The organism is Aliikangiella litoralis (genome assembly GCF_052495765.1).
Genome location: NZ_CP199292.1, coordinates 2,078,197 through 2,104,538, shown reverse-complemented (window position 1 = coordinate 2,104,538; position 26,342 = coordinate 2,078,197). Strand labels below are relative to the sequence as shown.

20 protein-coding genes are annotated in these 26,342 nt (G+C 36.7%); 9 read left to right on the top strand and 11 right to left on the bottom strand.

Annotated elements, in window-relative coordinates; genetic code table 11:
- Positions 1–16: 16 nt before the first annotated feature.
- Genes dapE through ACT5E3_RS08745 form a run of 3 tightly spaced genes read left to right on the top strand, consistent with a single transcriptional unit; the run spans position 17 to position 2,000 of the window.
- Positions 17–1,165: a succinyl-diaminopimelate desuccinylase gene (gene dapE, locus ACT5E3_RS08755; RefSeq protein ID WP_444997927.1), complete on the top strand. Its 1,149-nt coding sequence runs from the start codon at positions 17–19 to the stop codon at positions 1,163–1,165.
- Positions 1,165–1,860, top strand: a complete 696-nt coding sequence (locus ACT5E3_RS08750) for a M15 family metallopeptidase (protein WP_444997926.1) — start codon at positions 1,165–1,167, stop codon at positions 1,858–1,860. Before dapE ends, ACT5E3_RS08750 begins: the two co-directional genes overlap by 1 nt.
- Positions 1,857–2,000 carry a DUF2897 family protein gene (locus ACT5E3_RS08745; RefSeq protein WP_444997925.1) on the top strand — a complete coding sequence of 48 codons (144 nt, stop codon included), beginning with the start codon at positions 1,857–1,859 and terminating at the stop codon, positions 1,998–2,000. Before ACT5E3_RS08750 ends, ACT5E3_RS08745 begins: the two co-directional genes overlap by 4 nt.
- A 5-nt stretch (positions 2,001–2,005) precedes the next feature.
- Here the strand turns inward: ACT5E3_RS08745 and ACT5E3_RS08740 are convergent, their stop codons facing one another.
- Positions 2,006–2,371: a response regulator gene (locus ACT5E3_RS08740; RefSeq protein WP_444997924.1), complete on the bottom strand. Its 366-nt coding sequence runs from the start codon at positions 2,369–2,371 to the stop codon at positions 2,006–2,008.
- A 209-nt stretch (positions 2,372–2,580) separates the two neighbouring features.
- On the opposite strand from ACT5E3_RS08740, the gene ACT5E3_RS08735 reads away from it, so the two are divergent.
- Entirely contained in the window at positions 2,581–3,621 is a 1,041-nt protein-coding gene (locus ACT5E3_RS08735) for a methyltransferase (RefSeq protein WP_444997923.1), read from the top strand.
- 517 nt (positions 3,622–4,138) lie between these two features.
- Here ACT5E3_RS08735 and ACT5E3_RS08730 read toward each other — a convergent pair.
- Entirely contained in the window at positions 4,139–4,351 is a 213-nt protein-coding gene (locus ACT5E3_RS08730; RefSeq protein WP_444997922.1) for a hypothetical protein, read from the bottom strand.
- Positions 4,352–4,533: 182 nt separating this feature from the next.
- Positions 4,534–4,734, bottom strand: coding sequence for a hypothetical protein (locus ACT5E3_RS08725; RefSeq protein WP_444997921.1), 201 nt, complete (start codon positions 4,732–4,734; stop codon positions 4,534–4,536).
- A 305-nt stretch (positions 4,735–5,039) separates the two neighbouring features.
- Between ACT5E3_RS08725 and ACT5E3_RS08720 the strand changes: the two genes are divergently transcribed.
- A complete protein-coding gene (locus tag ACT5E3_RS08720) occupies positions 5,040–5,513 on the top strand; it encodes a hypothetical protein (RefSeq protein ID WP_444997920.1) in 474 nt (157 codons plus the stop codon).
- A gap of 13 nt (positions 5,514–5,526) precedes the next feature.
- Here the strand turns inward: ACT5E3_RS08720 and ACT5E3_RS08715 are convergent, their stop codons facing one another.
- Positions 5,527–5,919 carry a hypothetical protein gene (locus tag ACT5E3_RS08715; protein ID WP_444997919.1) on the bottom strand — a complete coding sequence of 131 codons (393 nt, stop codon included), beginning with the start codon at positions 5,917–5,919 and terminating at the stop codon, positions 5,527–5,529.
- Positions 5,920–6,072: 153 nt separating this feature from the next.
- Here ACT5E3_RS08715 and ACT5E3_RS08710 point away from each other — a divergent pair, with 153 nt between their 5' ends.
- Complete coding sequence (locus tag ACT5E3_RS08710) at positions 6,073–6,327, top strand: helix-turn-helix domain-containing protein (protein ID WP_444997918.1); 255 nt, start codon at positions 6,073–6,075, stop codon at positions 6,325–6,327.
- A gap of 141 nt (positions 6,328–6,468) precedes the next feature.
- Here ACT5E3_RS08710 and ACT5E3_RS08705 read toward each other — a convergent pair whose 3' ends face one another.
- The 7 genes from ACT5E3_RS08705 to dndB form a co-directional block, all read right to left on the bottom strand.
- Complete coding sequence (locus tag ACT5E3_RS08705; RefSeq protein ID WP_444997917.1) at positions 6,469–7,050, bottom strand: hypothetical protein; 582 nt, start codon at positions 7,048–7,050, stop codon at positions 6,469–6,471.
- Between the two features lie 328 nt (positions 7,051–7,378).
- A complete protein-coding gene (locus ACT5E3_RS08700) occupies positions 7,379–9,340 on the bottom strand; it encodes a hypothetical protein (RefSeq protein ID WP_444997916.1) in 1,962 nt (653 codons plus the stop codon).
- A 16-nt stretch (positions 9,341–9,356) separates the two neighbouring features.
- Positions 9,357–10,115 (bottom strand): hypothetical protein, encoded by a 759-nt coding sequence (locus ACT5E3_RS08695; protein ID WP_444997915.1) that lies wholly within the window; start codon positions 10,113–10,115, stop codon positions 9,357–9,359.
- A 777-nt stretch (positions 10,116–10,892) separates the two neighbouring features.
- Positions 10,893–11,243 carry a DndE family protein gene (locus ACT5E3_RS08690; RefSeq protein ID WP_444997914.1) on the bottom strand — a complete coding sequence of 117 codons (351 nt, stop codon included), beginning with the start codon at positions 11,241–11,243 and terminating at the stop codon, positions 10,893–10,895.
- The gene (gene dndD, locus ACT5E3_RS08685; RefSeq protein WP_444997913.1) at positions 11,243–13,243 is read right to left on the bottom strand and encodes a DNA sulfur modification protein DndD; all 2,001 of its coding nucleotides are present in this window, start codon (positions 13,241–13,243) and stop codon (positions 11,243–11,245) included. Before dndD ends, ACT5E3_RS08690 begins: the two co-directional genes overlap by 1 nt.
- 52 nt (positions 13,244–13,295) lie before the next feature.
- Positions 13,296–14,843: a DNA phosphorothioation system sulfurtransferase DndC gene (gene dndC / locus ACT5E3_RS08680; protein ID WP_444997912.1), complete on the bottom strand. Its 1,548-nt coding sequence runs from the start codon at positions 14,841–14,843 to the stop codon at positions 13,296–13,298.
- On the bottom strand, positions 14,840–15,922 hold the full coding sequence (dndB, locus tag ACT5E3_RS08675; protein WP_444997911.1) for a DNA sulfur modification protein DndB: 1,083 nt from the start codon (positions 15,920–15,922) through the stop codon (positions 14,840–14,842). The genes dndC and dndB overlap by 4 nt, the downstream gene beginning before the upstream one ends.
- A gap of 92 nt (positions 15,923–16,014) precedes the next feature.
- Here dndB and dptF point away from each other — a divergent pair, with 92 nt between their 5' ends.
- From dptF to dptH, 3 genes are read left to right on the top strand one after another with little or no spacing between them, the layout of a single operon-like run.
- Positions 16,015–17,634, top strand: a complete 1,620-nt coding sequence (gene dptF, locus ACT5E3_RS08670; RefSeq protein WP_444997910.1) for a DNA phosphorothioation-dependent restriction protein DptF — start codon at positions 16,015–16,017, stop codon at positions 17,632–17,634.
- Complete coding sequence (dptG, locus tag ACT5E3_RS08665; RefSeq protein ID WP_444997909.1) at positions 17,624–18,943, top strand: DNA phosphorothioation-dependent restriction protein DptG; 1,320 nt, start codon at positions 17,624–17,626, stop codon at positions 18,941–18,943. Before dptF ends, dptG begins: the two co-directional genes overlap by 11 nt.
- Complete coding sequence (gene dptH, locus ACT5E3_RS08660) at positions 18,924–26,213, top strand: DNA phosphorothioation-dependent restriction protein DptH (protein WP_444997908.1); 7,290 nt, start codon at positions 18,924–18,926, stop codon at positions 26,211–26,213. Before dptG ends, dptH begins: the two co-directional genes overlap by 20 nt.
- Positions 26,214–26,342 lie beyond the last annotated feature (129 nt).

Here is a 26,342-nt window from a genome sequence, read left to right as displayed (position 1 = left end):
AGAATAGTAAAATCAGATGACACACCCAACATTAAAAGCATCAACTCTAGACATTGCTAAAAACCTAATAGCTAGGCAATCGGTCACTCCCATTGATGCCGGTTGTCAGGCATATATGGCAGAATACTTAGCGCTTTGCGGCTTCGAAACTGAACATATGGATTTTGAAGATACGCAAAATATCTGGTCAATTCGTGGAGGACAAGCCTCTCCCTGTCTGGTATTTGCAGGCCATACCGATGTTGTTCCAACAGGCAATTTAGATAACTGGCTATTTCCTCCTTTTGAGCCAACCGAAAAAGATGGTCTATTATACGGCCGTGGCGCAGCAGATATGAAAGGTTCATTAGCTGCAATGATGACTGCAACACAACGCTTTGTTGCTGACTTTCCAACTCACAAAGGCTCAATTGCTTTTTTGATTACTAGCGATGAGGAAGGACCTTTTATTAATGGTACGATCAAAGTTGTTGAAGAATTAATAAAACGAAAACAAACTATCGATTTTGCAATTGTTGGTGAGCCTTCATCAACCACTCATGTTGGCGATGTCATTAAAATTGGCCGGCGAGGTTCTTTAACTTGCTGGCTTTCTATTAAAGGCATTCAAGGTCATGTCGCATATCCTCACTTGGCAGATAACGCAATACACAAAACCAGTGGTTTTATTAATGCACTCACCAATATTCAATGGGATGAAGGCAATCAACATTTCCCTCCTACGAGCCTTCAAGTGACAAGTATAAAAGCAGGAGAAGCCAGCAACATTGTCCCTGGAGAAACAGATATCGAATTTAATTTAAGATACTCAACTGAGCAAACCCATGAAAAGATTATGGCAGAAGTGGAAACGCTCGTTAAACAGCATTGTGAACAATATGATATTCGCTGGAAGCTTAATGGTGAGCCATTTTTAACTGAATCTCATCAACTGATCGATGCTGTTTCTGAGTCAATTAAACAAGTCAATGGTATTGAGACCAGTGCAGAAACAAGCGGCGGCACTTCAGATGGCCGATTTATTGCCAAAACAGGTGCCCAAATTGTTGAACTTGGCCCAATTAATAAAACCATACATCAAGTCAATGAATGCGTTAGTATCGAAGATCTTAATCAATTAAGCGAGATTTACTATCAAACAATGAAGAAATTACTTGTGTCATAATGGAAACCTCCTGGCAACAATTAATTGGTATCGATGAAACCCATCTGGTTTCATTAACTGATACCATAGGTAAAAGTTTTCAAGTTCATTGCGATATTGCCGAAGCGATAGATCAACTATTAAAAAGCGCAGAAAAAGACGGCATTAGCATTTCAGTCATTAGTAGTTATCGAAGTTTTGAACAACAGATGAGGATCTGGAATGATAAATGGATGGGACACCGACAAGTTCTATCTCGTCATGGAAGACCACTAAACATTGCCCAAATGTCCGATATGGAGAAATACAAAGCCATTAGCCTTTGGTCTGCATTACCAGGTCTAAGCCGTCATCACTGGGGAACAGACATCGATATTTTTTGTGCCAATGCCATCAATAATAAATATCAGCCCCAGTTGATACCACAAGAGTTCGCCACAGGTGGTCCCTGTGAACAACTAGAAAACTGGTTAAACCAGTCTCTTGAAAGCTGTGGTTTTTTTAGACCCTACCAAACCTACAATCAAGGTGTCGCAGAAGAACCTTGGCACCTATCACACATTATCGAATCTAAAAAAATCTTACAGCAATTTAACTTTGATGCCTGCAAAAAACACCTAGCCCAGAGTAATATAAAAGCGAATGAGTTTATTCAAAATCAATTTGAACACTATACTCAACAATACTTTTGTAATATTTGCGAGACTCACTCATGACCACAGCAATTATTGTTATTATTGTCGTTTTTAGCCTAATTATAGGTGGCATGGTGACATTATTGAAAACAGCCAACAAGTATAAATTTCCTGACACTTACGATAAGTCAAAAACGGGATTTGATGACGAAGAGGATTAGCCGTATTAAGATTCAGCTAATTTTAAAGCACAGCGAAAGGCAGATTTGTTAACCGGCTTATGGATAACCATACGCATACCTGCAGCTATAAATTCTTGTTCAGCTTCTTGAGAGGTATTGGCTGTTAGCGCAACAATCGCCGGTTTATGAGTGTGGTTTTCTAAAATATCTTTGGCTGCTTCTAGCCCATCAACCTCAGGCATTTGTATATCCATGAAAACCAAGTCGAAGTTTTGGCTTATACATAGCTCAGTCGCCTCTCGGCCGTTTACAGCAGTTTTAATTGAATCTTGGGGGATTCCAAGCGCTTTTAAATAAGCACACGCCACTCTCAAGTTTATTTCATTATCATCAGCAACTAACAGGTGCATATATTTACGCTTTTAATACCTAATAAGGGTTCATATAATAAACAATAAGTCCCTTTAACAACTCACACAAGTATATTAAATACCCACTTAATATAAAATCCTTATGACTCATAAAGCATAGACAATATTCACACAATTCACATTAATATCGATCAAATAAGTGCCCAAATATCATATAATAACCGACAAATTCCAAAAAATTATTAAAAATGAGACCTCAACTACACTTTCCATATGAATATCAGCTCGATCGATACCCTAAAACCGCTGATAAGTCACTTAGAGCCTGGAGCTCAGCTGATGAACTTTTGATCACTCACCTCACCAAAAACAGTTTTTCAAATAAACCTAATATCTTAATTATTAATGATCAATTTGGTGCGCTGACAACTTGCTTAAACCAATTTTCTCCACAATATTGGAGTGATTCCTATTTATCTTGTAAAGCTATCAAGCAAAATCTACTCACTAATTTTACAACTGACGTAATGGCTTATCCTTTCAATCCAAATAGGATTATTCTTAAAGAGATAAACAATAATAACGCTGACACAACCATCAATAAAAAAGCATTAACAGACAAACCTGTATTTGATTTGGTTTTATTACGAGTCCCCAAACATAATAGCCTGCTTGAATACCAACTAAATGCGATTAAACCTCTAATTACACCACACAGCCAGATTATTGCTGCAGGAATGTGTAAAGATATTCATAATAGTAATTTAAAGATATTTGAAAACACAATAGGAGAAACAACCACTTCTTTAGCAACCAAGAAAGCCCGCTTGATTTTTACTCAATACACCAAATCTGAAGTCAGTCAGCTATCAACAAAATCCTACTTATTATCCAAAGAAGGATTAACAATCTATGGTTTACCAGGCGTATTTTCCAGAGAAAAGCTTGATATTGGTACACGTGTCATGCTCAATTATCTACCAGAACTTAACGCTAATAGCTGTGCAATAGACTTAGGGTGTGGCAATGGAATACTAGGCGCAACACTTGCGAAGCGTTATCCTTCAGCAAAAATTATTTTAACTGACGAATCGGAACTTGCCGTTAAATCAGCCGAGCTAACATTCCACAAAAATCAACTAACAACCGGGCAATTTTTTCAAACTGATGTGCTCGAAAATATTACCAAAAAAAATGTTACCCATATTGTGTGTAATCCACCTACTAGCTCGTTTCAAAATATGGACACGAGTACAAACCTTAAATTCAAAGAACTTTACCCTTTTTAGGTTGTCCATACATGTCTTTAGTTTTATGGACAAAGAATTGATTTAAATGTCCATAAAATTTTACTGTCTTACAATAAGCTTTAAAGTTCACTCTAAAATTTTTATTAGCTGATTTTGTCTTACTATTTTTTACTTTCGTAGAGCATCTTATTTAGTGGGAAACATTTGAGCAAGGTTTTCATTAAATATCCCCCCCCTTGAATGTTCTCTTTTTTCAATCAGTTTTTTAAATTTGGATTGGCAGATGATGAAAGTATTATGCAAAAAAACCGGGTTTAAAAAGAGGCCTGTTAGGTAACTCCGATTCAAGAAGCGATAATTTTTTGGGCATATGGATAGAGTTTTGAGCCTCAAACTCGAAGCTACTATTATCCTTATCAATTGCATTTCCTTGGCTCGACTCAAGACAGTTGTACAGGTAATAATTGTTGTCAAGAAGCAAAAACTCGCCGTGGCCTTTCAGTAATGGTTCTAGTATTTCCTTAACTCGCCCACTCAAGACTAAACATGACAGATTTCAAATAGAAATCTCTGGAATAGCATTTTTCTTGGAATCTGATTTGAAGTTAACTCCAACCGGTTTCCACTCGTCCTTAAGTTTTTTTAACAAAGACTCGTTTCGCTGCGGAAATTCGACACTTAACTTATTACATTGCTTTCTAAGTGCTCGAAAATCAACATAAGCATTATGATATTCGAAAATATTGTTACGTAATCGATAAGTTGTCATACGGAGTTTTCCACTGTCCTTTTTTTAGCATCACTTCAGGAGTAAAAGAGCCATGAAATAAGTTTGCTCGTGTCAATCGAAGCCTATTAATCATCTCTTCAGAGTTGCCGGCAATATTTGCGAATCGTATGCTCATCCAGATGTAGTAATTATAACTATGAATTCTGCTGTGCGGTTCAGCTTTAGGATAAGGCGGCTTTCCAGCATACTTGGAGCTTGTATTCTAGCTCTTCAATTCTTTCTTGCATTCGTTCAACTACAAGACGGAATGGTGAGATCACAAAAATATCCAGGGCTTCACAAATCGATTTCATAGCAGTTAAAATCATATCGGCAACAAAATATCCCTCTTCTGGACAGCATTTCTCTTGCGCACTACCCACAATGTCTAACCATCTTGCCTTCGCACCAAACAGGCTTGTACATACAGAGTTTTTAGTCTCAGTCGCATAGACCATGAGTTTTGAGAGTGGTAGTCATTTAGCTGATTGATTTCTGACAGCTGATTTAGAAAAGTGATCCTTGCATAACCATGCATAACTGGCAATGCCTAAATATATTGTTAAGAAAGCCTGATGATATAAAATGATACGCTCCATTGTTTACTTTTTATGGAAGAGTTACAATGTCTCGAAAACAGAGACAAAATACAACATGAATAAAATTTAGGCGATGAAGAAGTACATCTATGTTTCTCACTACTAAGGATATGCAGGTAGATATACCTGAGCAGCTATGTCTAAATAATCAACAACAGTGGCATACGGTAAATCAGATTATTCAAGTTCCGATTTTTCATACAAGAGTTCGAAATTTGATATCTGAACTTGAGCAAGTGGTTTGGAGTTGCGACTCCGAATATATAAAGAAAATTCTGACAAATGATAACCAGGAAATTATAGAAATTAACTTATTTAGTCCACCCTATATAAATAAAACGAAGTCATGGAAACTCGATCCGTTAGAGCGAGTTTCCAATTTATTAATAAAAGAAGAGCAGTTTGATATATTGGTCGGTATAGAGTACGTTCTTTCTAATGGACTTAAGTTATTTGATCAATTCGACCCTCGACATGATATGAATAACCCTTGTATATGTCGCCAAGTAATCTTTATGTTTCAAAGTTCTGAACTTGATAAACTGAGTTCAGCCGCTTACTGAGTTATCAAAAGCTTCACCATGAGATTAGGCCTAACAGAGTCATATATCTAAAAGTCCAGTCGCTGCAATTTGCAAAAGCACTAGGTCCAATTAATTGGTGTAACCAATACCCGTATGGGCCTGATCCAAAAATAGCAGGATGGGCAAATAACCCTGCTGTCCAAGTGCAAATGAACGCATAAAACCATTGACCAGTTGCAAATTTATAACCGCTAGCAAGCTCTAGCTTTTTCTTCGTCTTAGGTAGTAGCATAAGAATGAAGACTGTGAAAAATGCTAACCAGAGTAAAATAAGTCCTGTATCTAGTAGCAAATACTTCCAGGTAGCCCAGGACCAGTCTGAGGCAGAGAGTCTATTGCCCCATTTGATTAATTCTGATTCGGTTAAGCTTCCTAAGATAATCACAATACACTCCCCTATTTTGATATTTGGACTATAGCTCTCAGAATTAGCTTGCGGACTGAAATCAAACTTGGAACCCATAATTTTGAAGAGCTAATTCAAATCCACAATGTCTCGAATTTCGAGACATTGTATCGCGTCTCTAAAATAGAGACAATGCGCTATTCTAGGAATTCCACACATTATGCTGCTTTAAGGAAGTGGCTTATTAGCTGTCGTAAAGAGGCAGGGCTGTCTATTAGGGATTTAGCTGAAAAACTCGAAATATCTCACTCAATAGTTGGGAAGATTGAGGATGGTACTAGAAAAATTGAGATATTCGAGTTTGTTGATTATTGCTCGGCATTAGATGTTGATCCTCACAAAGGGCTAGAGGTAGTCATGAACAGCTTGAAAAAGAAAAGATATTGAATTGAATCATCAAAATCTGAACTTCTGCAAATCATCGTATGTATCGGTTCATATTCAAACTCACACAACAGTTTTAGATGTGTTGAAAGTGATATTCTCTACCGTAGTCCTGCTTATCTTGAATTATCAGGTTAAAGGTAGTTAAGGGCGTCCAGTTAAGAGGTGATAATTTTGAATTGCTACTTTCAACTCGGAGACTGCATTTTCATATTTTTCTGGTGTGAAATAAAAATCTCTACTAATAAGTTCATCAGAATCAGGTAATTTAATCATTGCTGTGTATTGTTTCAGTTCTTCTGCTGATTCGAGACTGAACTCATTGCAAATATAAAAAATTTTTTTCTGTAGCTCCTGGTATTTGGCTTCATTTAGTTTTTCTTTTGAAGTCAGCAGTTTTGCTAATTTCCCACTTACCATATTTATCGAAACATCATACGCAATTTTTGCAAGTGTATATGTGGCGAGCAGCTCGACTACTACTTCTAGTGAACCATTTCGTACTGAGATGATTTTCATTTCGAGTTCATCGTTTAATATATCAGTGTACAGTTTCACTGTTTTAACAGCTAAAGGAGCTAATACTTTTTCTCGAATATTATCTAACTGTTCATTATCTAATTTGCCCAATCCATTCGAACTTATTGTAAAGCCAAACTCGGCAACTAATATTGTTACTGATTCTTTTTCAGGTTCTGGACTTGATTTTTCAATTGCGTAATCCATTCGTATTTTCCCTTATTACCTAATTCTTAACAAATTATCGACTATTTACTATCTATCTCACATATTCTCATTTTGATTATTTATGAACTTTGAGTTTTAAAGAGAACTTTTCAAAATAAGTAGTTTTGTTCTACGCACTTAGATCATTAACCCAAAGATAATAGCTGATTAACGCACCTTAATATAACTCATTTAGAGAACGTATTCGATAATGTCAGAGGATATCTAGATTTGATTTAAAATCAACAAGATCGAATTTTAACCATCTCAAATTATGAGTGTAAATAAATCCCCTTAACTTCAAGGTACACTTGAGTATTTTTATTTATCAGTATCCATCATAACGAGCGTCACCAACCCCTTTAAATAAGATATTAATTCTAGTAACCTTTTTTCGTTCAAGAACTTCGTCATCACCTTCCAGCAACTCCCCATTCAGTGTTTCAAACTCCATCATAACAGACCAAGAAGCCAAGGGACTTAAAAAGGCATAGCTATCAGAACCTCCCAATTTTATGTTCGTTTGATTATTTTCTCGGTCAAGAGTTCCGAGCCTCAAACGCGGCCTATGAGAAAATGAGTGGTTATCACCTAAATTATCGACAAAAACTGGATCTCCATGATGTCTAAGGAACACTGTTTTCCTTGAATTATTGGCACCAGTTAATTCAATACTGACATTCGCTTGATTCACTAATACATTAGAATAAAATCTAAATTCTGACGACATTTCATCCAATTTAAAAGTGAAACGTCCAGTCTCAATGAAAGTTGCAAATAAGTCAGGATCTTCTTCTTTATCTATTATTATATGGCGAACCTCGAGAGGTCCTGGAGAGGCATTACGTTCTTCCATTAGTCGAAGCCGTGTTGCTTTGAAGTCTGAATAATAGCTTTTTATTTGATCAACTGATCTATCATATAAATTGGTTGGCAATACATTTCTATTGAGTGACCAGTAGGCAAGTGCTTTGTGCGCCATAACTATGGCCCTGATAAGCTCACTTTTCGCCCTTGCTAGCGCGCGGTCAAAGAAAATATAATGCTCTGCTAGTCTAGGGTTAAATACTTCAAGATGACGTGATTTAGTAGCTGTTAACTCAAACTCAAGTCCACTCATTTCTGACTCAATCTCGTAAACGCGTGTGATTTTAGAATCTATTTCCAAAATTTTCTCATTACGAAGTCGAATATTAGCAAGGTATTGCCGCATTAACTTTCGGTACTCGCGAGCTTCTTCAATATGCTCAAATTTCTTCACAGCTTCTTCAAATTCTTCTTCCGCCATGATTAGCTTGGCAGCATCTCGTTCTTCCTCTAACACTCCTTTAATATCGTTATAGCCCGAAGATATTTTATCAATTCCTCCAGACACTACTTTCCCATGTTTAACTATGTACTCGCCTGTTTTTTTCCAGTCTTTAAGCGATTTAGAAGCTTCCATCATACTGCCAACTTCTCCTAATGCTGCTACTCCTGCTACCACTGAACCAAACCCTGACGCAATGGCGGCAATGGCACCCGCTGCTTTTAATACATCAGTAAACCCGCACGCAGCTTCTCTAGATACAGCTTCTTTAAATGCTTCCCTGGCAGCATCAACTCTTCGCTTAAGCACAAGTTGTTCTGTTAGTAGGTCACTGACTTGATCGCGAGAAACTGCTATTTCTTTTATAAGCTGTGCTGATTGTTGTTGCAAACCATTGGTTTTTAGTTCCAATGATGATATTGCCACTGCTATGGCTTTACGTTTTTCAATATCGGATTGCTGTTTGTCGTAATATTTAGCGAAAGCTTTTTCAATATCGTTAGCAATTGGTAGGAGAGTTTCTATGTTTTCTTCATATACCGTAATCGATGTTAGAGGAACAAAATTTTTGGGATGACCATAATACCCTAATCCCTGCGATAATTGTGTAAGTAATATCTTTATTCGTTTTGAAAGCAGGTTGTTTTGGATGGATTGATCAGTCGAAGGCTGTCCAGGCATTAGTATATCAGCCGTTTCCTGCTTAAAGTTTGTAGCATTTTCCAGCAAGTCTAATAACCAAAGTAATCTAACAGCTGCCTCTTTGATATTATCATTTAGATAAAGCAATTCCGATTCATGCATTACCATGTTTAGAAAACTAAAATCGTAACTTGACGCAAACGAATCTGCTGAAAACTCAGGAAACTCAACGTTTCCTACATGTCCTGAGACTCCTGCTGTATTTCTTGCCGGTACTGAACCGGGAGACCCTGGATGACCGTTAGGTCCTCTACCTGTTTGATGGCACCATGTTGGCATTATTTATCCCTCCACATTAGAAATCACGAATAGGTCCTTCCCATTCACAATGGAGTCCGCGACCACCGCGGCCACCATTACCTCCTGGACCAGCCAGGCCGTTTGAACCTGGCTCACCTGCTTTACCAGCCTTTGTTTCGATAGTAAATAATTCTTTTTGATCTGAGCTTTTTAATATCAATGTGACACTACCTCCATTACCACCGTCACCACCGGCACCACCTCGGCCAGCACTACCGCCTCGTTGGCCATTTCCTCCTCTTATGCCTCCTCCATCATCTCGGCCGCTCCTGTCTGGAGCATTAGCTCCATTTGCTCCTTGCTGGCCATTTCCACCCTTTTGCCCTACACTTCCATTACCTCCATTCGCAAGAAGTAACACACCAGGGCCAATATATTCGGCTGCACATATTTTGATGTTACCTGCGTTATCTCCTGTTCTACCTTTTAAACCGTTTGATCCCGCAGCCCCTACGCCTCGGCCGTTATTTGCAGGAGTAGGATAAGGAGCACCGTCTTTACCCGAAACTGACAGTGTGACATTAGCTTCATTTCTCAAGTATCGAGTTGTAATGAGGATTTGTTTTGATGGTGTAATTATGTCTGTAGAAAGCTTAAGATCGTAAGCTTGAATGAATAAACTTTTATTACTCCATTGGTTTGCATCAAATGGAGGTAATGTAAAGTTAGTGCCTGTGATAAAAACGGTTTTATCGGACTCCTCAATAACAAAATCGCTTTCTCGGACAACATCTAGTTTTAATTCCGCTGTCACTGTGACTCTCCCTACTAAATGTGTTTTATGAATTAGTCAGGTGTATGATTTCCTAACAACAAAAAAGAGTAGAACAAATTTCACCGATTGACAATCTAAAAAATAATTTGAAAGGGCTGTATCTCAGAGTTAGATGCACTTCCTTTTTTCGATATATAATATTTTTAGAATCTACACGTAAAACGAGTGATGTTGTGCAAAAATAGTAATACGGTATGTTAAATCAACGATAATAAATTTCTACAATCGAAGAGAGTGAATTGAAATTATCTCCAATTGAGACTTGGGTTGATTGAATTATGGCCGTTGTATCGAATTACCACTACTCAGGCAGATACCTTTCATTAAGATAAACTAACACATAGAGGGAGGCTATGAGCTGTAACCGATATCCCACAGTTTAAAATCGAGGTTGATAAGAAAGTCACTATAGCTGAACACCGTGTTGTTGCAGTTACATAAAGACTGGCACAACGTCCCATAGTTCCAGTGCTTGGATTAAGCGCTAGAGTCCTGATACAGTGAAGCATCAAAAAAATATCAGCCGATAAAGCCAAAATTCGCCGCCTGCAGAAGAAGTTGAAGGGTGCCACATGCTAAAAAAAGCTACATTGCTTCTCAAAGCTCTCAGGTAAGATACGTCTTTATTCGCGAACATTGAGGTCTTAATTTTAGTGCTAAAGCATAAATGTTTGCAGACAGTTTTTTCGCTAATATTAAAAAAGCATCGTTACATTGTGAAATAAAGTTTAACTTCCACTTAAATTGTAAACTTAATCAGCAAATAGATTGAACATCCCCAAGGTTACGAATATGTCCCATTTTAAAGAGTCCAACTTCAATCATTGCGACTATTGCTTGTTTGATTGAAAGTTTGATTTCTTTATCTTGGATATATTGATTGATAAACACGTCGTATACATCGGAGTGCTCCCCAAATAATAAGTATTGATTGAATTCCTGACCTTGATTATCTGCAACGCCTGCGTTTGCCAGATTCCCGTCTTCTTTAATCGCTAGCATTATCGCAATTCGAGCGATAGCGTTACGGTTCAAGCCGGTATAGCCTGCGAGAAGTTTGAGTTTTTGCTCTGCTCGCTTTGATACTTTAATTGACGAGGGTAGCATTATACGACTTCCTTAAACAATTCTTTGTTTCGCCAAAAGTAACCTTCAATTTCTTGAGTGCTTGCAGTTTTTGGATCATACTCAAGACGGTAGGCATGAGATATATGTTTGCTTAAATCTTTATAAAAAGCTTCATCAACTTCTGTATCAGTAGATAAAATAATCACTTGGTGACTAGCATTTGGGAAATAGTTTTTAACCAATTTAGTTCTGTGCTTTGAATCGAGTCGACCAAGTGGAGTGTCTATGATGATAGGTAGTTTTCTACCAGATGTACGAGCAAGTGCTTCAAGTATAGATATCGCGTAAATTTGTTTTTCACCAGCAGACAACTCATTCTTATCGACTAAATGGTTATCGTCTCGAATAATTTCTACCGCAAACGTCTGAGGGTTAATTTTTGCTTTAAGCTGTATGTCATCTTTTCTAGCCAATCTTTCAAAAGACTTAATGAATTCATTCTCGAGATCTTCAACCTTTGATTTTGCCATTTTCGAGCCAAAATTCTTAAGCAGTCCACGAGCTCTTATTGCCAATTCAGTAGAGCGGTCTTGTTGTTCACTTGTAAAGCCTTTCTCAGTCAATTCGTCCAGCATTCTTAATAAGGTGAGCTTTTTCTGAACTAGTTGTTTTTGTTTCTCAGCAATACTAACAACTTTAACTTTTAACTTTGATTCTTCAGTTCTTAACTCAGTAATGGTATCAAAATCTCTTTGAATGGAGTCCATCGATGGAGCTCTCGCTAAATTTTCACCAATTTGATCAGACTGTTCATTTAGTCTATTTAATGAAGCTAGGTTTTTATATGTTTGCTGATAATTTTCTTCCGCAGAGTTAAGTTTGTTGATAATTTGGTAGTAGGCAGCATCAGACAAGTTATGTAGTAATTTTTCGGATGATTCAGATACCACATAACCTGAAAGTGCTTCTAAAAACTTTTCTGAGCTTGCTTTGGTAAGCTTTTTATTTGAAAAAAGCTTCAATAAGGCTTTTTTATTATCATCAACAAAACTTGCAACCTGCTTTTTACTACTTTCATTTTTTTCTTTGAGTAGAACATCTTTTATTTGCTTGTTGTAGTTAGGGGTTAATCCAAAAGGGAAATCGCCAGAAAGTTGTTCACGAATTGAAGCCTCTAATGCCTTTTTTTCACCAATTAACTGATTTAGCTTTTGCTTTTCATCTTCGTAACTATCAGCCCACGCTCCACCTTTAGCACGGAATTCATTTTCTGCTTTTTCTAGTTCGGATTTGCAGATTTCCCTGTTGGAACGTGTGGCATTATATTCGTCACTATTCTTTAAAATATTATTCTCAAGAGCCTGTAGTTCTTTTTCAAGCGCTTTAATTTTCTTTGATTTGTCTTTTGGAGCGAGTTCTGATTGGTTATTCCTTATTACAATACCTAAGTCGTTACTCAATACATCAAATAAATCTAAACCGATTAACCGCTTAATGGCGTAACCAAGAGCGTCACCTTTCGTATCTTCTGCAAGTTCTGCAATCTTTTCACCATCAAAGAAAAATAAATTAGATAATCCTATAGGGATTAGTTCATTAAGAAATCCTTGGCATTGTTCGTGACTTAAATTGTCCAATGGCTTATCATTTTCTGAGATCGATATAGATTCTTTAATGTTCTTTCCATTTCTGGTCCAATTCCGAGTGATTTTATAAGCGAATCGTTCGCCTAATTTTGCATAAGTAAAACATAATCTGACAGATGCATGATTAGTATTAACTGGCATATTAGCAGAACGATGGATCTGACTTGATAAGTGTTCCTCATAGGCCTTTTGGGTAATTCCTAATCCTAAAGATTGCTTGCCATATAAAGCTAATCTTATTGCAGACAAGATCGAGGTTTTTCCTGCGCCATTTAATCCACCAAAAAGGATAATAGGCCTTTTAACTCCATATTTAACGCGAGGACTAAGATCGAAGTCGTGTTCCCCTGCAAACACACGGTAATTATTTATTTTTAATGATTCAATTATCATTTTATTACTTTAGCTCTTTTAAAACACCTAACTTTATTTTACTGAGAAAATGCTAATCCAATTCTGACCAACGACAAGCTTCTTCGTAGTCTTTCTTGGTGACATCAATTTGTTCTTTATACAAATCTTGTTTCTTTGTCACTTGGTTTCGCTTATTAACTTTATCTAAAGATTCCCAGTCACGTTTTAATACGCTTTCTAGTTTTTTCAAAATCCCCCGGCGATTCCCTAAACCAGTAACATGAATTTCTTCTTCCAGTAATTTTAATATCAACTCAGATGGTACTCCGTGCTCGTTACTTAGTTCCTCAAGTAATTGGTTATCGTGTGCCGTAAATACACCGGCATCATTTTCAACCCAATCAACATGCTCATCAGGATAAACTTCATGGAATAGTTTTGGGAGAGAGTCTTCCCAGTCCGGTTCATTAGGATCTCTAAGCCATTCTTGCCGAATCGCTTCGATCTCATAGCGTTTAATCAATTCAATTTTATGACCTTGCTCGTTAAGTTTTTTTTCAATAGTAAGCAACTCTTCCAGCCACTCTTTGCGCACTCGTAACCAATAAGGCCCAGGAATATGTTTTATTTCGTCATTATCGTCATCATTAATATCATGACCAGAGATATAACTAACTCGCCCAGTACGTCGTTTCCAGTTTCTATACTGTTTCTTTACTGCAGGATTAGTTGATTTATATATCTTGTTTCTAAAGTCAAGAAGGGCTTTCATCCAAACTTCGCCGGAATCAATTAAGCCTTCAAGCGCTCGATCTTTGGTTACGACGGTACAGGTCCAACAACCAAAACGAGAGTTACCACAAGAAGGTGTACTTTTATCGATAACTAGAGGACATTCACCTTGATTTGAGCCTTTATATAAATCAAACAAGTCGTAGTTATCCCCCCCCCAAGGACAGGGTGCACTTAATAAGTATTCCCAAACCTCATCAGCGTCCCAATCAACAATTGGCATGTAAGTAAAAGCATTGGAAAGAGTTGAGTGACGACCTAAAGATGTTCCTTTAATTCGGTGTTTTGAAATTACCTGGGAGCGTGATGCGCTTTCCTTGCTTCTTGAACCAAGGGCTAAGATGACCTCACCAGATTTTGCTGCAGTGTTTTTAATAAAATTACTCACCGGGTCTATCTTCATTCGCTCAGTACACCAGCGAAACTTTTGTTGCGGTGCGGGATATCCTTTGCCAAGGAGATTTACCCAGAAAGTTTCATGTTGATTTGGATGAACCGGATGACCTGTAATACTTAGCCCATCTTTCTTGCCTTGCTTCTCAACAGCGGCCAAGATGTTGTTTATTTGATCGACAACGACTGGGGTTTCGACGAGTGTATCTGAGCTTACAATGTAGATTGGTTTCTTTGCTCGCAAGTCTTTATTAAGAGACTTAATTGCATAGTAAATAAGCGACAGAATACAAGTTGAATCTTTACCACCGCTAAAGCCAATAATCCAAGGTCGCTCGTCCCCCAGGTAAGTGTGCTGAATTTCTTCCACTAATTCTTTGAGTGGTTTTCCAGCAAGCGAAATATCGCCAATCATCTCTTTATGAGTGGCGTATAAAAAATTGCGTTTACTCATCGTTTATACTGCTTTTCGACTTCTTTTTCAGTGGGGTTAAGTGATACCCCAATGCTTTGTTTTATGTAATTTCCTGTGAGGAATACGTTGTTTCTTGCTTTGCTGATTGTACCATGATTCATCGCTCGGTCAGCCCAATCAACGTTAGCTCTAGACCAATCAATTTTGGCAAGTTTCTTTAAAGCTTTTTTCCATTTTGTTTTCGGCATGGTTAATAAATCTGCGCCAATGTTTCCCATGGCTTGTAGCATAACTCCGTGTGCATGAACATATTGTTCTCTTAAGTGTGAGGTTGCTACTGTCTTATTCAATGCTTCTTGCCAATCAGGCATGTTGGCTGCAACTTCATTCCAATACTCTGCGGCCAACTCTTTTTGAGATTGTTCTATGGGCTGATTTTTAGCGACTGAGAGTAAAGCTTTTGTAGCATTTTTGATCGCGCTCAAAGTAAACAGTTTCGTACTTCGATTAGATATGCTAGATTTCTCTAATTCGGTTAGCCGACTAAAAATTCTGACTTTTTTTTGTACAAAACGGGCAAGATCGGCGACGGCATCTCGATGATCATAGAGAGTCGATATTGAATCGCTTGGACGGACTGCGTGTTTGTTTAAATCGGCGAACATTTGTTGGCTTCGAACCAAGCCTTCATCGATAAAAAATAAGACTGAAATATGATCGTGACCAAGTTCAGGGTTTTCTTTGATGGCTTCTTCGATGGCTTTGCGTCGGTGTTGGCCGTCATTGATTAAAATTTGAGCATCCATTGGGACTTTTAATACTCCCATGTTTTGGCCATGGCCAGTATCAGACAAAGGCTCAAAAGTGACTTTGGTATTTATGGAGGCAGTTATAGAAGACAAAGTGTAATCTCTGGAGTTATCTACCAGATAGTTTGATATTTCAGGCACGCGAGCCGTGTTAATGGTGCGTTGCGCCCGAAGCTCAGGTGGTACTTGGTCTTCGTTAAAAATGAACAGTCTGGGAATGAGACGCATAGGACACATTGCAATATAGCAAGGCCTACCTGCCTGTATACCTCTGACTACTGGAAATGTGTTTTCGTATTCGCTATTCATTTTTAGAGAGATTTTTATTTTGGAAGTCTATTTTATATTTTTTGGAAGTTAAATGTCAATAACTATAACTTCCATTTTACAGGAGGTACAAAATGAGCCTTAGGAAAGAATTAGGTATTCTTTCTAAATCTTCGCCATATTCTGTGTCGACCTTAAGGATTGGTCAATCTGATTATCAGCTTAAAGCAAAAGATTATCTTTATGTTGAGTCTGATATAGATATCGAATTCGAGGCTGGATTAAAACTAGCCGAGAACGGAGATTTACTTTTTCTTTGCGGGAGCTCAGGTGATGGAAAATCTGAAATTCTTACTCGTTTGTGCCGTAATCCCGATTATAGTGATATCAAATTCCATCTTGATGCAACTCATAGCAAAACGCAACATGGCTCTGCTGTTGACTTTTTAGATCGTTTGTTTGACGAATATGTATGTGGGAATTTTACATTAGCTATCGGCATCAACATTGGTATGATGCAAAAATTCTTAAAGTTTGGAGCTGACAGGCATAAGCAAATTAAAGTTTTATTGGCGGATTTTCTTCTTAATAGACATGTTAAAAGATTTAAGTCAGGCAACGCTACATTCTTTGATTTTGAAAGTTATCCTCGATTAGATTTTGATTCAAGACAAATATCCTCTAATTTTGTTACCAGTTTCTTAGCAAATTTAACTAGAGCTGACAATGAAAATCCTTTCTGGAATGCCTATAAAGTCGATCAATACCAAGGTCTACTTGTGGCTAAGAATTATAAACTTTTAAGTGATGAAAGAATTCAACAAGGCATTATTGAGTTATTGGGATTGATTAGGTTGTACGATGAGCAGTTTTTGGTTCCTCGAACTTTTGTAGATTTTATCTATAAATTGATTGTCTCAGACAGCTCCGACGGATTAATAGGTAATCTATTTTCGTCGATGGATAATGATATTTCTGCAAAGATACTTTCACATGATCCTATAAAAAGACGAAGCGAAGAGTTAGACGAATATCTACTGGCAAACGCGACCAATACTCTTGATCAAGAATCAATCGCGTGTGCTAAATATCTTGATGATTTCGCTGGCGTAAAATTATCAAGATATGGGGCTATAAGACTGGCAAGTATTCTTTCTGAAACTATAAAGTCTAAATTTCCAGGAAGCTATTTATCTAGAATTCCATCTACTACGATTTATAAAGTTTACTTAGAGTTACATCAAATTTTTAATAAATCTCAAATCCACGAGCAAGATGAAGATAAGCTAATCTCGGTACTGGAGGATGATTTCCTCAGAGCAGTGATAAAATATATTAATCGAGCGATATCACTTGATCTAAATGGTTATGTATTGAGCCGGGACGTTAGAGATTTCTTTATTTGTAATAAAGTTGATATTGCCCTTGACTTCGAAAAGATAGAGCAGATGTCTAATATTGCTCCTGAATCTATCAGAGTTCCTTTTATAGTAAATGAAGACAAAGAAGTTATTTTAGATTTAGATATTAAACTGCTTTCATTAGTAGAAAAAATCGGTTCGGGCTTTTTACCAAACAGAAATCTACTCAATGAATATGCGAAGCTAGATGAATTTATTCGCGATATTATCTCAGCTACATCAAAATCCGAAGAGATAAAAGTTTATAGAAAAGACAATTTAGACATGTATTTCGCAGAGGTAAAAAAAAGACGTCGAGGATATACATTAAAAGGAGCTTGCAGTGTTAACTAAACTAAAGGAGTCTATTGAAAGCTTTAGCGCGAATAAAAGTTATAGCAATGATGCTTCTAGATATCTTCCGATAGGGCCTAATATGATGAGGGAGCAAGGTTTAAATTGGTCTTTTGTTCGCAAAAGTATCTACGAGAAACTTCTCGGATTGAAATGTGAATTTACCAGCTCTTCTCAACTTTTTGAAAAAATAATTGATGATATTTCATCGAAACGAGAAACTAAAGAGCTAGAAAATTTAGTCCAAAGCGTTTACTTACATGAGTCCACTTTATCTTCTTTTTCTCCTTACTTAAACCTAATATGCGACGATAAACCTAAAGCAAGAACGAAAACTATGGTATCTGTTTTTGGTTCAATGCTTGCTGATTTTAAACCGTTAGATATCGTGTTTGCTGGAACGAATTTTGTGGAAGGCATCATTAATACGAGTATTAAGAAGCAATGTATTACTTCCTCAACACCAATCAACGCTTCTGTATATTTGCCGTTCTTAGCTCGTCTATTAAAAAAGGATTTTCAGACATTATCCTCAAAAACGGCTTGGTTGTACGATGAATTTGACCATTTTGTTGAGCTTTATTCTTTTTTATATTTAACCCAGCTATCTCTGCATCTTGGTATTGTGAATGAGAGGTTTAATGAACCTAAAAGTCAGGAACTGTTCTTTATTTTAGAAACGGAAAAAGCCAGCAAAGAACGCCATGAGTGCAATATAAAGGGGTATGATAAAATACTATCTAATCACAATGGATTTGGTTTAGACATATTCTCTCATTTAGGTTATTTGGAGTTACTCTCCGATTTGCCTATATGGATGCTCTCAGAAAGACACGTAGACAATCACCATACACAAGATATCAATACGCTAAATCAATTGATATGTAACCAGTTTGGCATCACCTTTTCAGGTAATAAGAGTTCTGTTGAAGAAGCTATAAATGATGGGCTTTACTATCATAGGCAGCTGTTTAAAAAATCCAGCCGAACGTCTTCTAGATCGGATGCTAACGATAAAGTATTTACCACGTTTAAAAATGGGTTTGCCGTAAACTTCAAGTCCAATAGAAAAGCGGCAGGAGGTTGGTACTTCCAGTTGAGCACTAAGAGTATTCTTTTGATTTCTAACTTGATTATTGGAACTCGCCAAAAGTTGCTGATTGACGATGTCATCGAAGGTTTTAGAGAAAGAGGAATTTACTTTGATTTAAAATCTCGGAATGCTCTTCTCAAAGTTTATGAAAATATTGGGAATATTGAAAAGTTAAGTGATAGCGGAGATGCAGTTTATGTCAAAAGTACCATTTGAGCAGTTCTTGGTGTCTCTGTTTTGTGAGCGTATTGATGAAAGCAATCTTCAAGAAACAAAATTTCACTACATTTGCTCTGATCCAGAACAATCTAAGCGTTTATACAGTGCTTTTAATGCATACAATAAAGGATTTAAAACAGTCAAAGTAGATGAAGTAGATGTTCATTACGTAGAAACAAACAGTAGCATTAAAGTACTGGTTATGTTGCATCAAAATGGTGTAGATGCGCGCGACACATACAATGAAGACTTCATAGCGAATGTCCGAGATGCCCTTAATGATATTGAACGAGCTGTGCTTTTTGTTATTCATAATAGCTCACTAGATACGATACTGACTAGTTGTCAGAGCTTGAGTTCTAATGGTCAAGTCTTTACACCTGAATATGTATATGAGAAGTTAACTAGACTTTCGCAAGATCATCCATATCCTCAATTAATGCAGGTTTTGAATGAGAAGCAACGTGAAGATGTAGTTGAGCAAAACTTAAGTGTGTTTGGTTTTATTTCTTTGTATGAATCCGTTGTTGGTAAAACTGTTGATTTTTCAAAACAAGGTTTGTTTCAAGATCGAAGGCTCTTTGATATTGAAAATAAAAGAGAAATCCTTGGAGATGTGAAATCAAACTCTTATTTGCACTCCAAAATAAATAGTCTAGTATCTTCATTTTCTGATAATGAACGAGAACTCATTGAGAGGCTTGAAAGTGTAGGGTTTGGTGAAAAATTTATTAAGAATAATTTTACAGCTAAAAATAAGGAAAACTGGAAACAACTTGATTATAGAGCTGTAGAGGATGAGCTTGAAAAGAATAAGAAGAGAAAACTCGATTTAAATTCTATTGAAGTAGATGGAATCAAGCAATCTCTGTATAAGCGTGAGGGAACTTCTGGAGCAAAATACAAAAGGGTAACCGTACTTATTGAAGTTGATAAGGGACCGTTGGAGCTAAAGTTTAGACTTGATAAGGGTGACCCTCATTTAAATTCCGAACAGATAAGAGTTTTAGGTGATTATCAAAAGCATCACGTAAGACTTAAGGTCAGTAATCATGAGAACCAAAGTGTTATAACCACCCAGGTTAACTTTGATGGAACAGCAAAACTTTTCCAATTTAAGTTGAACAGACCAAGCAGCGCAGAAAATTATCAATTCAATTGTCTACTGGTTCAGAAAGAATCATTTTCACTAAATCGAGTTTTTGAAAAGCTAACGGTTGATTTTAAACGTAATAAAGGCCAGGTGCTACTTGAAAATGTGACAGCCCCAATTCTGTTAAAACCAGAAGTCAATAACGAACTAGTTGTTGATAGTGATAATCTAGTGGTTAACTTATCAGAGTATGGCTCTATAAATTTTGGTCCTTATCTTAAAACAGAGGTTGCATCAAAAGTTGTTTTAAAGTACTTAAGTGATTCTTTACCTATTCGAGTTGTAGGTAAAGTTACGCTAGATGCTATTAAATTGCCTAGTATATTGGATAAAAATAGAACCAAAGATATTCATACTAGCGAAGATATTGCGAAATACAACGGAAATACTCAAAGGGCTATAGTTTCGGGAAAAGAAAAGGAGTTGTCGGTAGGAGCTAAAGTTCTCTGTCGCGTAGAGAAAAAATTTGTTAATGACGAAATTCTATTCATTGATGAGTTTGCGGGAGCGGAAATTTCGCTTCAGGATATTTCTACAGACTTTCCCTCTGTAGCAAACGCTTACAGAGAACTTTTAAATTGGCTTAGGACTAATGAAACCATTATATCATTAACAAATTGGCCAACAAATCTTAAGAATATTGTAAACAGTTTGCTTGGTTCTTTTGTAAAAGAACTAGAGAGTATTCCTGATGGCTCTCTAAGTGAAAGGCATAAGAACTTACTTAAAGTTGGAGTCTTTTACGGCTCTTTTGACAAAGGAGAGCAACCGACTGATTGGTTGACTCCCTATCACCCAATTTCATTAGCATACGCACATCAATTGGTAATGAAATTAGAAAAAAGTGAAAGTTCTATAGATGAGTTGCCAGGAACTACGCTGGATAAGCTAAATCCTGCTGGTTTATTGCCAATAATATACGATAATAATTTCGACTATGCATTTAGCATAGCTCATCCTCAAAATAGATTATGGCTTCAAATCGTTCCTCAAAAGAAAAGCAACCTAAGTTTTGTAGCCAAGCTTGTTTATGAAAAAATAAATGACTTTTTAAGTTGTTTTGAAATGTTGTTTCGAGATAACAAAGCGTCTCCATTGGTTATAAACTCTATTCATAATCAATCAAACAAGTTTATATTCGAGGGTGTTGTAGCTTACTTTAGAAAGCAAAAGAACAAAGCTATGCGTATACATGTGCATTTATGTGATGATCGATTGCACGAAAGCTATTTTGATAATTTTGCCGAGGCAAGAGACCTTAGCACACAAAGAAGGTTAATCCGAAATAGCGAAAGAGAAAAAACTGACATAACTGATGAGCTTTTGGCAATTCTTCGAGAAAAGTTGACTTATAGCAAGTCGACTGGTCCTCTAAGAAACAATTATGCACATATATCTTTCTTTAAGAATAATGAGAAAGTTGAAATAAAAGATAAACAAGTTCTCAATGCTAAGTCTGGCCTATCCTGTCAGGGGTTGATTGCTGGTGAAGCATCCTATCTAGAAAATAATAACTATTATACTGGATTTGGGCTAAAAGGAATCAATGATAAGAATTACTTGATCAATATTGCTGAAAAATATAACTCTCTTTTAAAGCCGATGAAGGATGCTTCAGCATCATATATTAAGGGAGTGGTACCTGTTCTTGCCGTAAAAGACAGCTTTAAAGAACAACTTAAAATCTCTTACGACAATAGTATTTGGACATGTGTAATTGATCCAAAAGTTACTTTAGATTTCTTTGATGATAAGAATACGATTTTGGTTCATTATTCTGACCAGTATACTAACTCTGTCGCCTATGATGCGATAACGGTCTCGTCGCGTATCTCATTGTATAGAGGACTTTTAAAGGAGAGCGCCGATGAGTTAATCAATTCCTTTAATGCCGTGAGTGGGCAGTGGCTCTTAGACATTATTAAAGCAGCAGGTAAGCCGCAGTCCAAAGCTAATGAAAAGCATCTCAAAGAGAAACAAGGCATAGTCGCAGCTTATAAATTATTGGCAAGCTTCTTTCTAAAGAGCGATATTATATGGGTACCATTATCAATCGCAGAACTCATCCGGGTTACAGGAAACGTTGGTCTCAAGATAAAAGAATCTGACTTTTCAGTGCGTTTACAAAACAAAAAAGTAGGTGCAATGAGCGATGATTTACTTTTTGTGGGGGTTAAAGATGGGGCAATGTATTTGCTTCCATTGGAAGTGAAGACAAGGGAGAAGGGAAATGACTTTTCCAAAGCAATAAAGCAAGCATATGAACTATCCAATCATATGGGGCACCTCCTGACTTCAGACTGTTTTAAAGGACAGCTATATAGATCGCTATTTATTCAACACGTAATGTCTCAAGTCGAGCGATTTAAGCTATACAAAGTGTTTCCTGAAGGATATTTCGACCGTCTTGTAGAAGAAAGAGAATTTTATCAGCAAGGAACTTATGATGTTTTGGCTCTGGAAAACTATGTCTTAGGAATAGTTATCGCCTTTAATAACAGTAAAGAAACATCACGTTTAAGTGTAAATGTTGACGGAAATTCAAACATCCTAACTATAGAAGTACCTTTCGGTCTTATGAAAGCTCTGCAAAGTCAGGATCTAAAAACACTTTCGGAAAAGTTAACTAATACAACTGATAGACCAGAGTTAGCTCCATATATTCTAACCAACACGAATGGAAAAGCCTTAGAGTTTGAAAACTTAGACATCGAGCATATTGGTGATGAGCCAGTTGAAAAAAGATTAGATCAAACTATAGAGCAAAATGTTGAGCCGGAACAATCAGAATCAGTTCTCGAGAACAGAGCGCTTGACAGTTCACCTTTTGAACATCCTAAAGAATTCGATGAGTTTATTCGTTTATTGTTGTCTAAGATAACTCACAAAGTCTCCAAAGAATATATATTAGCTTTAAGTGAGGGAAATATAAAAAGAATAATAGGTAATGATGGAAAACTACTGTTAGATTTCTTTAGATTAAAAGAATGGCTAACACATCAGTCCGTAAGCAATTTAAAGCCTGTTAAAGATAACTTAGTACTTAAAAATAAGAATGGTGTTTTACTAAAGGACTTATTCATAACACAAGAGTTTCAAGCGCTATCAAAGTTTATTCGTAGTGCATTTGGAGATGAGATAAGTGTTTCCAAAGTAGTATCTCTGGATGAGTACGACCTTCTTGCTCAGGATGGGTTTGGACGTGCTAAGTTAGCAAAATTTGAGAAGTTTAGAGAACATCTAGAAAATAATGCCTTTTCAATTTCTACGACCTCTCAAGATAAGCAAATTATAGAAGATATCGATATTTCTTTACCTGAACTAGAGCGAGAATTGGCTAATAGTTTAGATAACTATTTGGCTAATTCTAGCGAAAGAGAAAAGACAATATTCATTCGTAGACTCGGTCTTGGTTGCGAAAGCTGCACTCTTGAAGAAATTGGCCAAGATTATGATATTACTAGAGAACGAATAAGGCAGATAGAGAAAAAGGCAAAGCAGAACTTTCTCGCTTATCTAACTGTTTCTCAGAACGTTGTGAAGGCTCTCACCCAAGCAAACTTAAGTGAATTGCGGGAGCCCTTATTTTCAAATTTGAGAAAAAAGTTTTTTGCTGACAAACAGTTCTATCTGTTTCTTGAACTCTGTTGTGGTCTGGGTGAGAATGAAATACGCCGAATTACATCACCCGAAATATCTAGAGATATCTTTAATGAATTTTGGATTTCTCATAAGTCTCCTTGTAGTCTAGAAGATCTCACTTGGTTTTTACATGAAAACTTAAATATTGAAATTGCTGTAGCAGAAAATCAGGTCCTTTGTTGGAAGTCAGAGGGGGACTTGAAGTTTGAAGAAGAATTAGTCAGTCCATTAAAATTACCGAAGGTTGAAGCAATTACGAATACACTTCTTGAGTTTCCTCTTGGAGAGTCGTGGGCGAACATTCAAAAAAGAGCAATTGAGAAAAAGATTTGTACTGCTGTTGTCTCTACTGAACGTTTAGAAGCTTCATTGATGACAGCTTGCGACAGGGAATATATTTATCAGAACGGTAGAGGTTCCTATCGACATCTATGCTATTTAGACTTGAACGATCAGGATATTCAATATGTATTAGAAGTTGTCAAAGGGAAGCTTCAAGAATATGCGTATGAAAATCGAGACTCAGTAAACTTGGCTGTTGATATTTATGACCAATATAAATTCGCACTAGACTACTTCGAAGTACGATATGTGGTTAGAACATACGGGGAAACGAACGGCATCTTTTTTAAAGGAAAGTCTAATGCCGATACGGTTAGTTTAAATAGCAATTTTAATCTTGCGTCACAGAAATCAGTTCTTGCAGATCTATTCAAGAATTCATTGTTACCACTCAGTAAAAACAAAGTTGCAAATAAGATAAGAAGTAAGTCACTTGGTCACGCTGCATTTTATATAGACAAACTACTTGCTGAAGGAATAATTGTTCGCGTCGATGAAAAGCATTTTGCACATGTTAAGAATGCGTTTAAAAAATTAGATGTTGAACGAATAATGGAACAAGCTAAAATTTTCTTGCAAAGAGAGCATCGAATAGTAGAAGGAGAGAGTTTGCAGACATTTATTAACCGGAAATTAGCTTTAGAGTTGAATAAGTATTTATATCTCTCTTTACTTAGAATTCATGGTGAAGATGTTGGATTGAAACTTTACTTTGTTCAAAATCTAGTATCTAAAAATGAAATAGTAGGTTCCGGTCTGGCCGAGTTTTGTCGCGAAGCTCTTGATGGGGCGGCTAGTAATCTACAAGCTATTGAGCTACTAAAAGAAAAAATCTGTGTTCACGATCACGTTATTAAACGATGTATAAATCAAGTCTCTGCTAAAAGAGCTGGAGAACTAACTCAACGAAAAGAAAGTGTTGAGAGTATGGAACAAACAAATAAGATCGATGATTGTGGAGCGGACCAAAGTGCAAATGCATCACTAGATATGATTGAGAGTTGTAGGGTATTAATTGGTCAATCGCTGGATACTTCTGAAAATATTTATTGGGAATATGGAAATAAGCAGTTAGCTAATAGACATCTAATTGTTTTCGGTAGATCGGGGCAAGGTAAAACATACTGTATTCAAGGGATTTTAATGGAGATGGCCAAGACCCAGTATAATTCATTGGTAATCGATTACACTAATGGCTTTCTTCCTAATCATCTAGAACATGAGTTTAACAGCACACTGAACCCTGAATCTCACTTTTTAGCTCAGCAGCCAATGGGTATATCTCCATTTAGGAAGCAAAAGCAAGATTTTGGTGGAGTGACATTAGAAGAGAAAGGTCATGTTGTTGCTGCTCGAATAGCTTCAGTATTTAACCAAGTTTATTCTTCAATAGGAGAGCAGCAATTAGCAACATTAATAAATGTTATTGAAGATGGCGTAAGTAGGCATGGAGCAAACTATGACTTTTCATGCATGCTCGATGACCTTCGGGAAGAAGGAAAAATTGGAGAAGCATTAGCAAACAAGCTGTCTCCAATGGTGAAGTCAAAATTGTTTGACAATTCTAACAGTCAAGGTTGGCATCGTATTTTCAAAGACGCGAAATCTAAAGTTAATATTGTTCAGCTAGCTTCACTTTCTCGAGATATTATGCAGTTGGCCACAGAGTTTACTTTGTGGGACTTATATGCGTTTGCCTGTAGCTATGGTCAAAAGAATAGGCCTTTACCAATAGTATTAGATGAAGTTCAAAATCTCGATCATAGGTTAGAGAGTCCGTTAGGTAAGATGCTTACTGAAGGTAGGAAGTACGGTTTTTCTCTTATTCTGGCTACCCAAACTTTAAGTATGATGGCTAAGGAAGAGCAAGATAGGTTGTTTCAAGCATCGCACAAATTATTCTTTGCACCAGCAGAAACTGAGATTCAAAGTTACGCTAAGTTGCTTGAGCAAGCCATACCTGGTTCGAATAAAAAAGCCTGGTTAGAAGAGTTGGCTAAATTGAAAAAAGGTGAGTGTATTTCTATCGGATTGCACAAGGACTTTAATGGTAATTTAGAACAAAGTGCGAGAACCATCAAGGTAGCCGAGCTTAAATCCAGGATTATTAATCCCCAAAATCGAGAATAGTTTTGTTCTTTTGATTAAATGTTTTAGAGAGCAAAGCATTTGACAAGAATATAAGTATGGCAGTGTTAAAGTTGTTTGCCATGGAGGTTTAAAATCTAAAATTGATTTATATAAATGCTCCTTAATTTT

Coding starts and splice junctions, on each gene's coding strand:
- dapE (WP_444997927.1), top strand. CDS start 17: ATGACACACCCAACATTAAAAGCATCAACTCTAGACATTGCTAAAAAC.
- ACT5E3_RS08750 (WP_444997926.1), top strand. CDS start 1,165: ATGGAAACCTCCTGGCAACAATTAATTGGTATCGATGAAACCCATCTG.
- ACT5E3_RS08745 (WP_444997925.1), top strand. CDS start 1,857: ATGACCACAGCAATTATTGTTATTATTGTCGTTTTTAGCCTAATTATA.
- ACT5E3_RS08740 (WP_444997924.1), bottom strand. CDS start 2,371: ATGCACCTGTTAGTTGCTGATGATAATGAAATAAACTTGAGAGTGGCG.
- ACT5E3_RS08735 (WP_444997923.1), top strand. CDS start 2,581: ATGAGACCTCAACTACACTTTCCATATGAATATCAGCTCGATCGATAC.
- ACT5E3_RS08730 (WP_444997922.1), bottom strand. CDS start 4,351: ATGACAACTTATCGATTACGTAACAATATTTTCGAATATCATAATGCT.
- ACT5E3_RS08720 (WP_444997920.1), top strand. CDS start 5,040: ATGTTTCTCACTACTAAGGATATGCAGGTAGATATACCTGAGCAGCTA.
- ACT5E3_RS08710 (WP_444997918.1), top strand. CDS start 6,073: ATGCGCTATTCTAGGAATTCCACACATTATGCTGCTTTAAGGAAGTGG.
- ACT5E3_RS08705 (WP_444997917.1), bottom strand. CDS start 7,050: ATGGATTACGCAATTGAAAAATCAAGTCCAGAACCTGAAAAAGAATCA.
- ACT5E3_RS08700 (WP_444997916.1), bottom strand. CDS start 9,340: ATGCCAACATGGTGCCATCAAACAGGTAGAGGACCTAACGGTCATCCA.
- ACT5E3_RS08690 (WP_444997914.1), bottom strand. CDS start 11,243: ATGCTACCCTCGTCAATTAAAGTATCAAAGCGAGCAGAGCAAAAACTC.
- dndD (WP_444997913.1), bottom strand. CDS start 13,243: ATGATAATTGAATCATTAAAAATAAATAATTACCGTGTGTTTGCAGGG.
- dndC (WP_444997912.1), bottom strand. CDS start 14,843: ATGAGTAAACGCAATTTTTTATACGCCACTCATAAAGAGATGATTGGC.
- dndB (WP_444997911.1), bottom strand. CDS start 15,922: ATGAATAGCGAATACGAAAACACATTTCCAGTAGTCAGAGGTATACAG.
- dptF (WP_444997910.1), top strand. CDS start 16,015: ATGAGCCTTAGGAAAGAATTAGGTATTCTTTCTAAATCTTCGCCATAT.
- dptH (WP_444997908.1), top strand. CDS start 18,924: ATGTCAAAAGTACCATTTGAGCAGTTCTTGGTGTCTCTGTTTTGTGAG.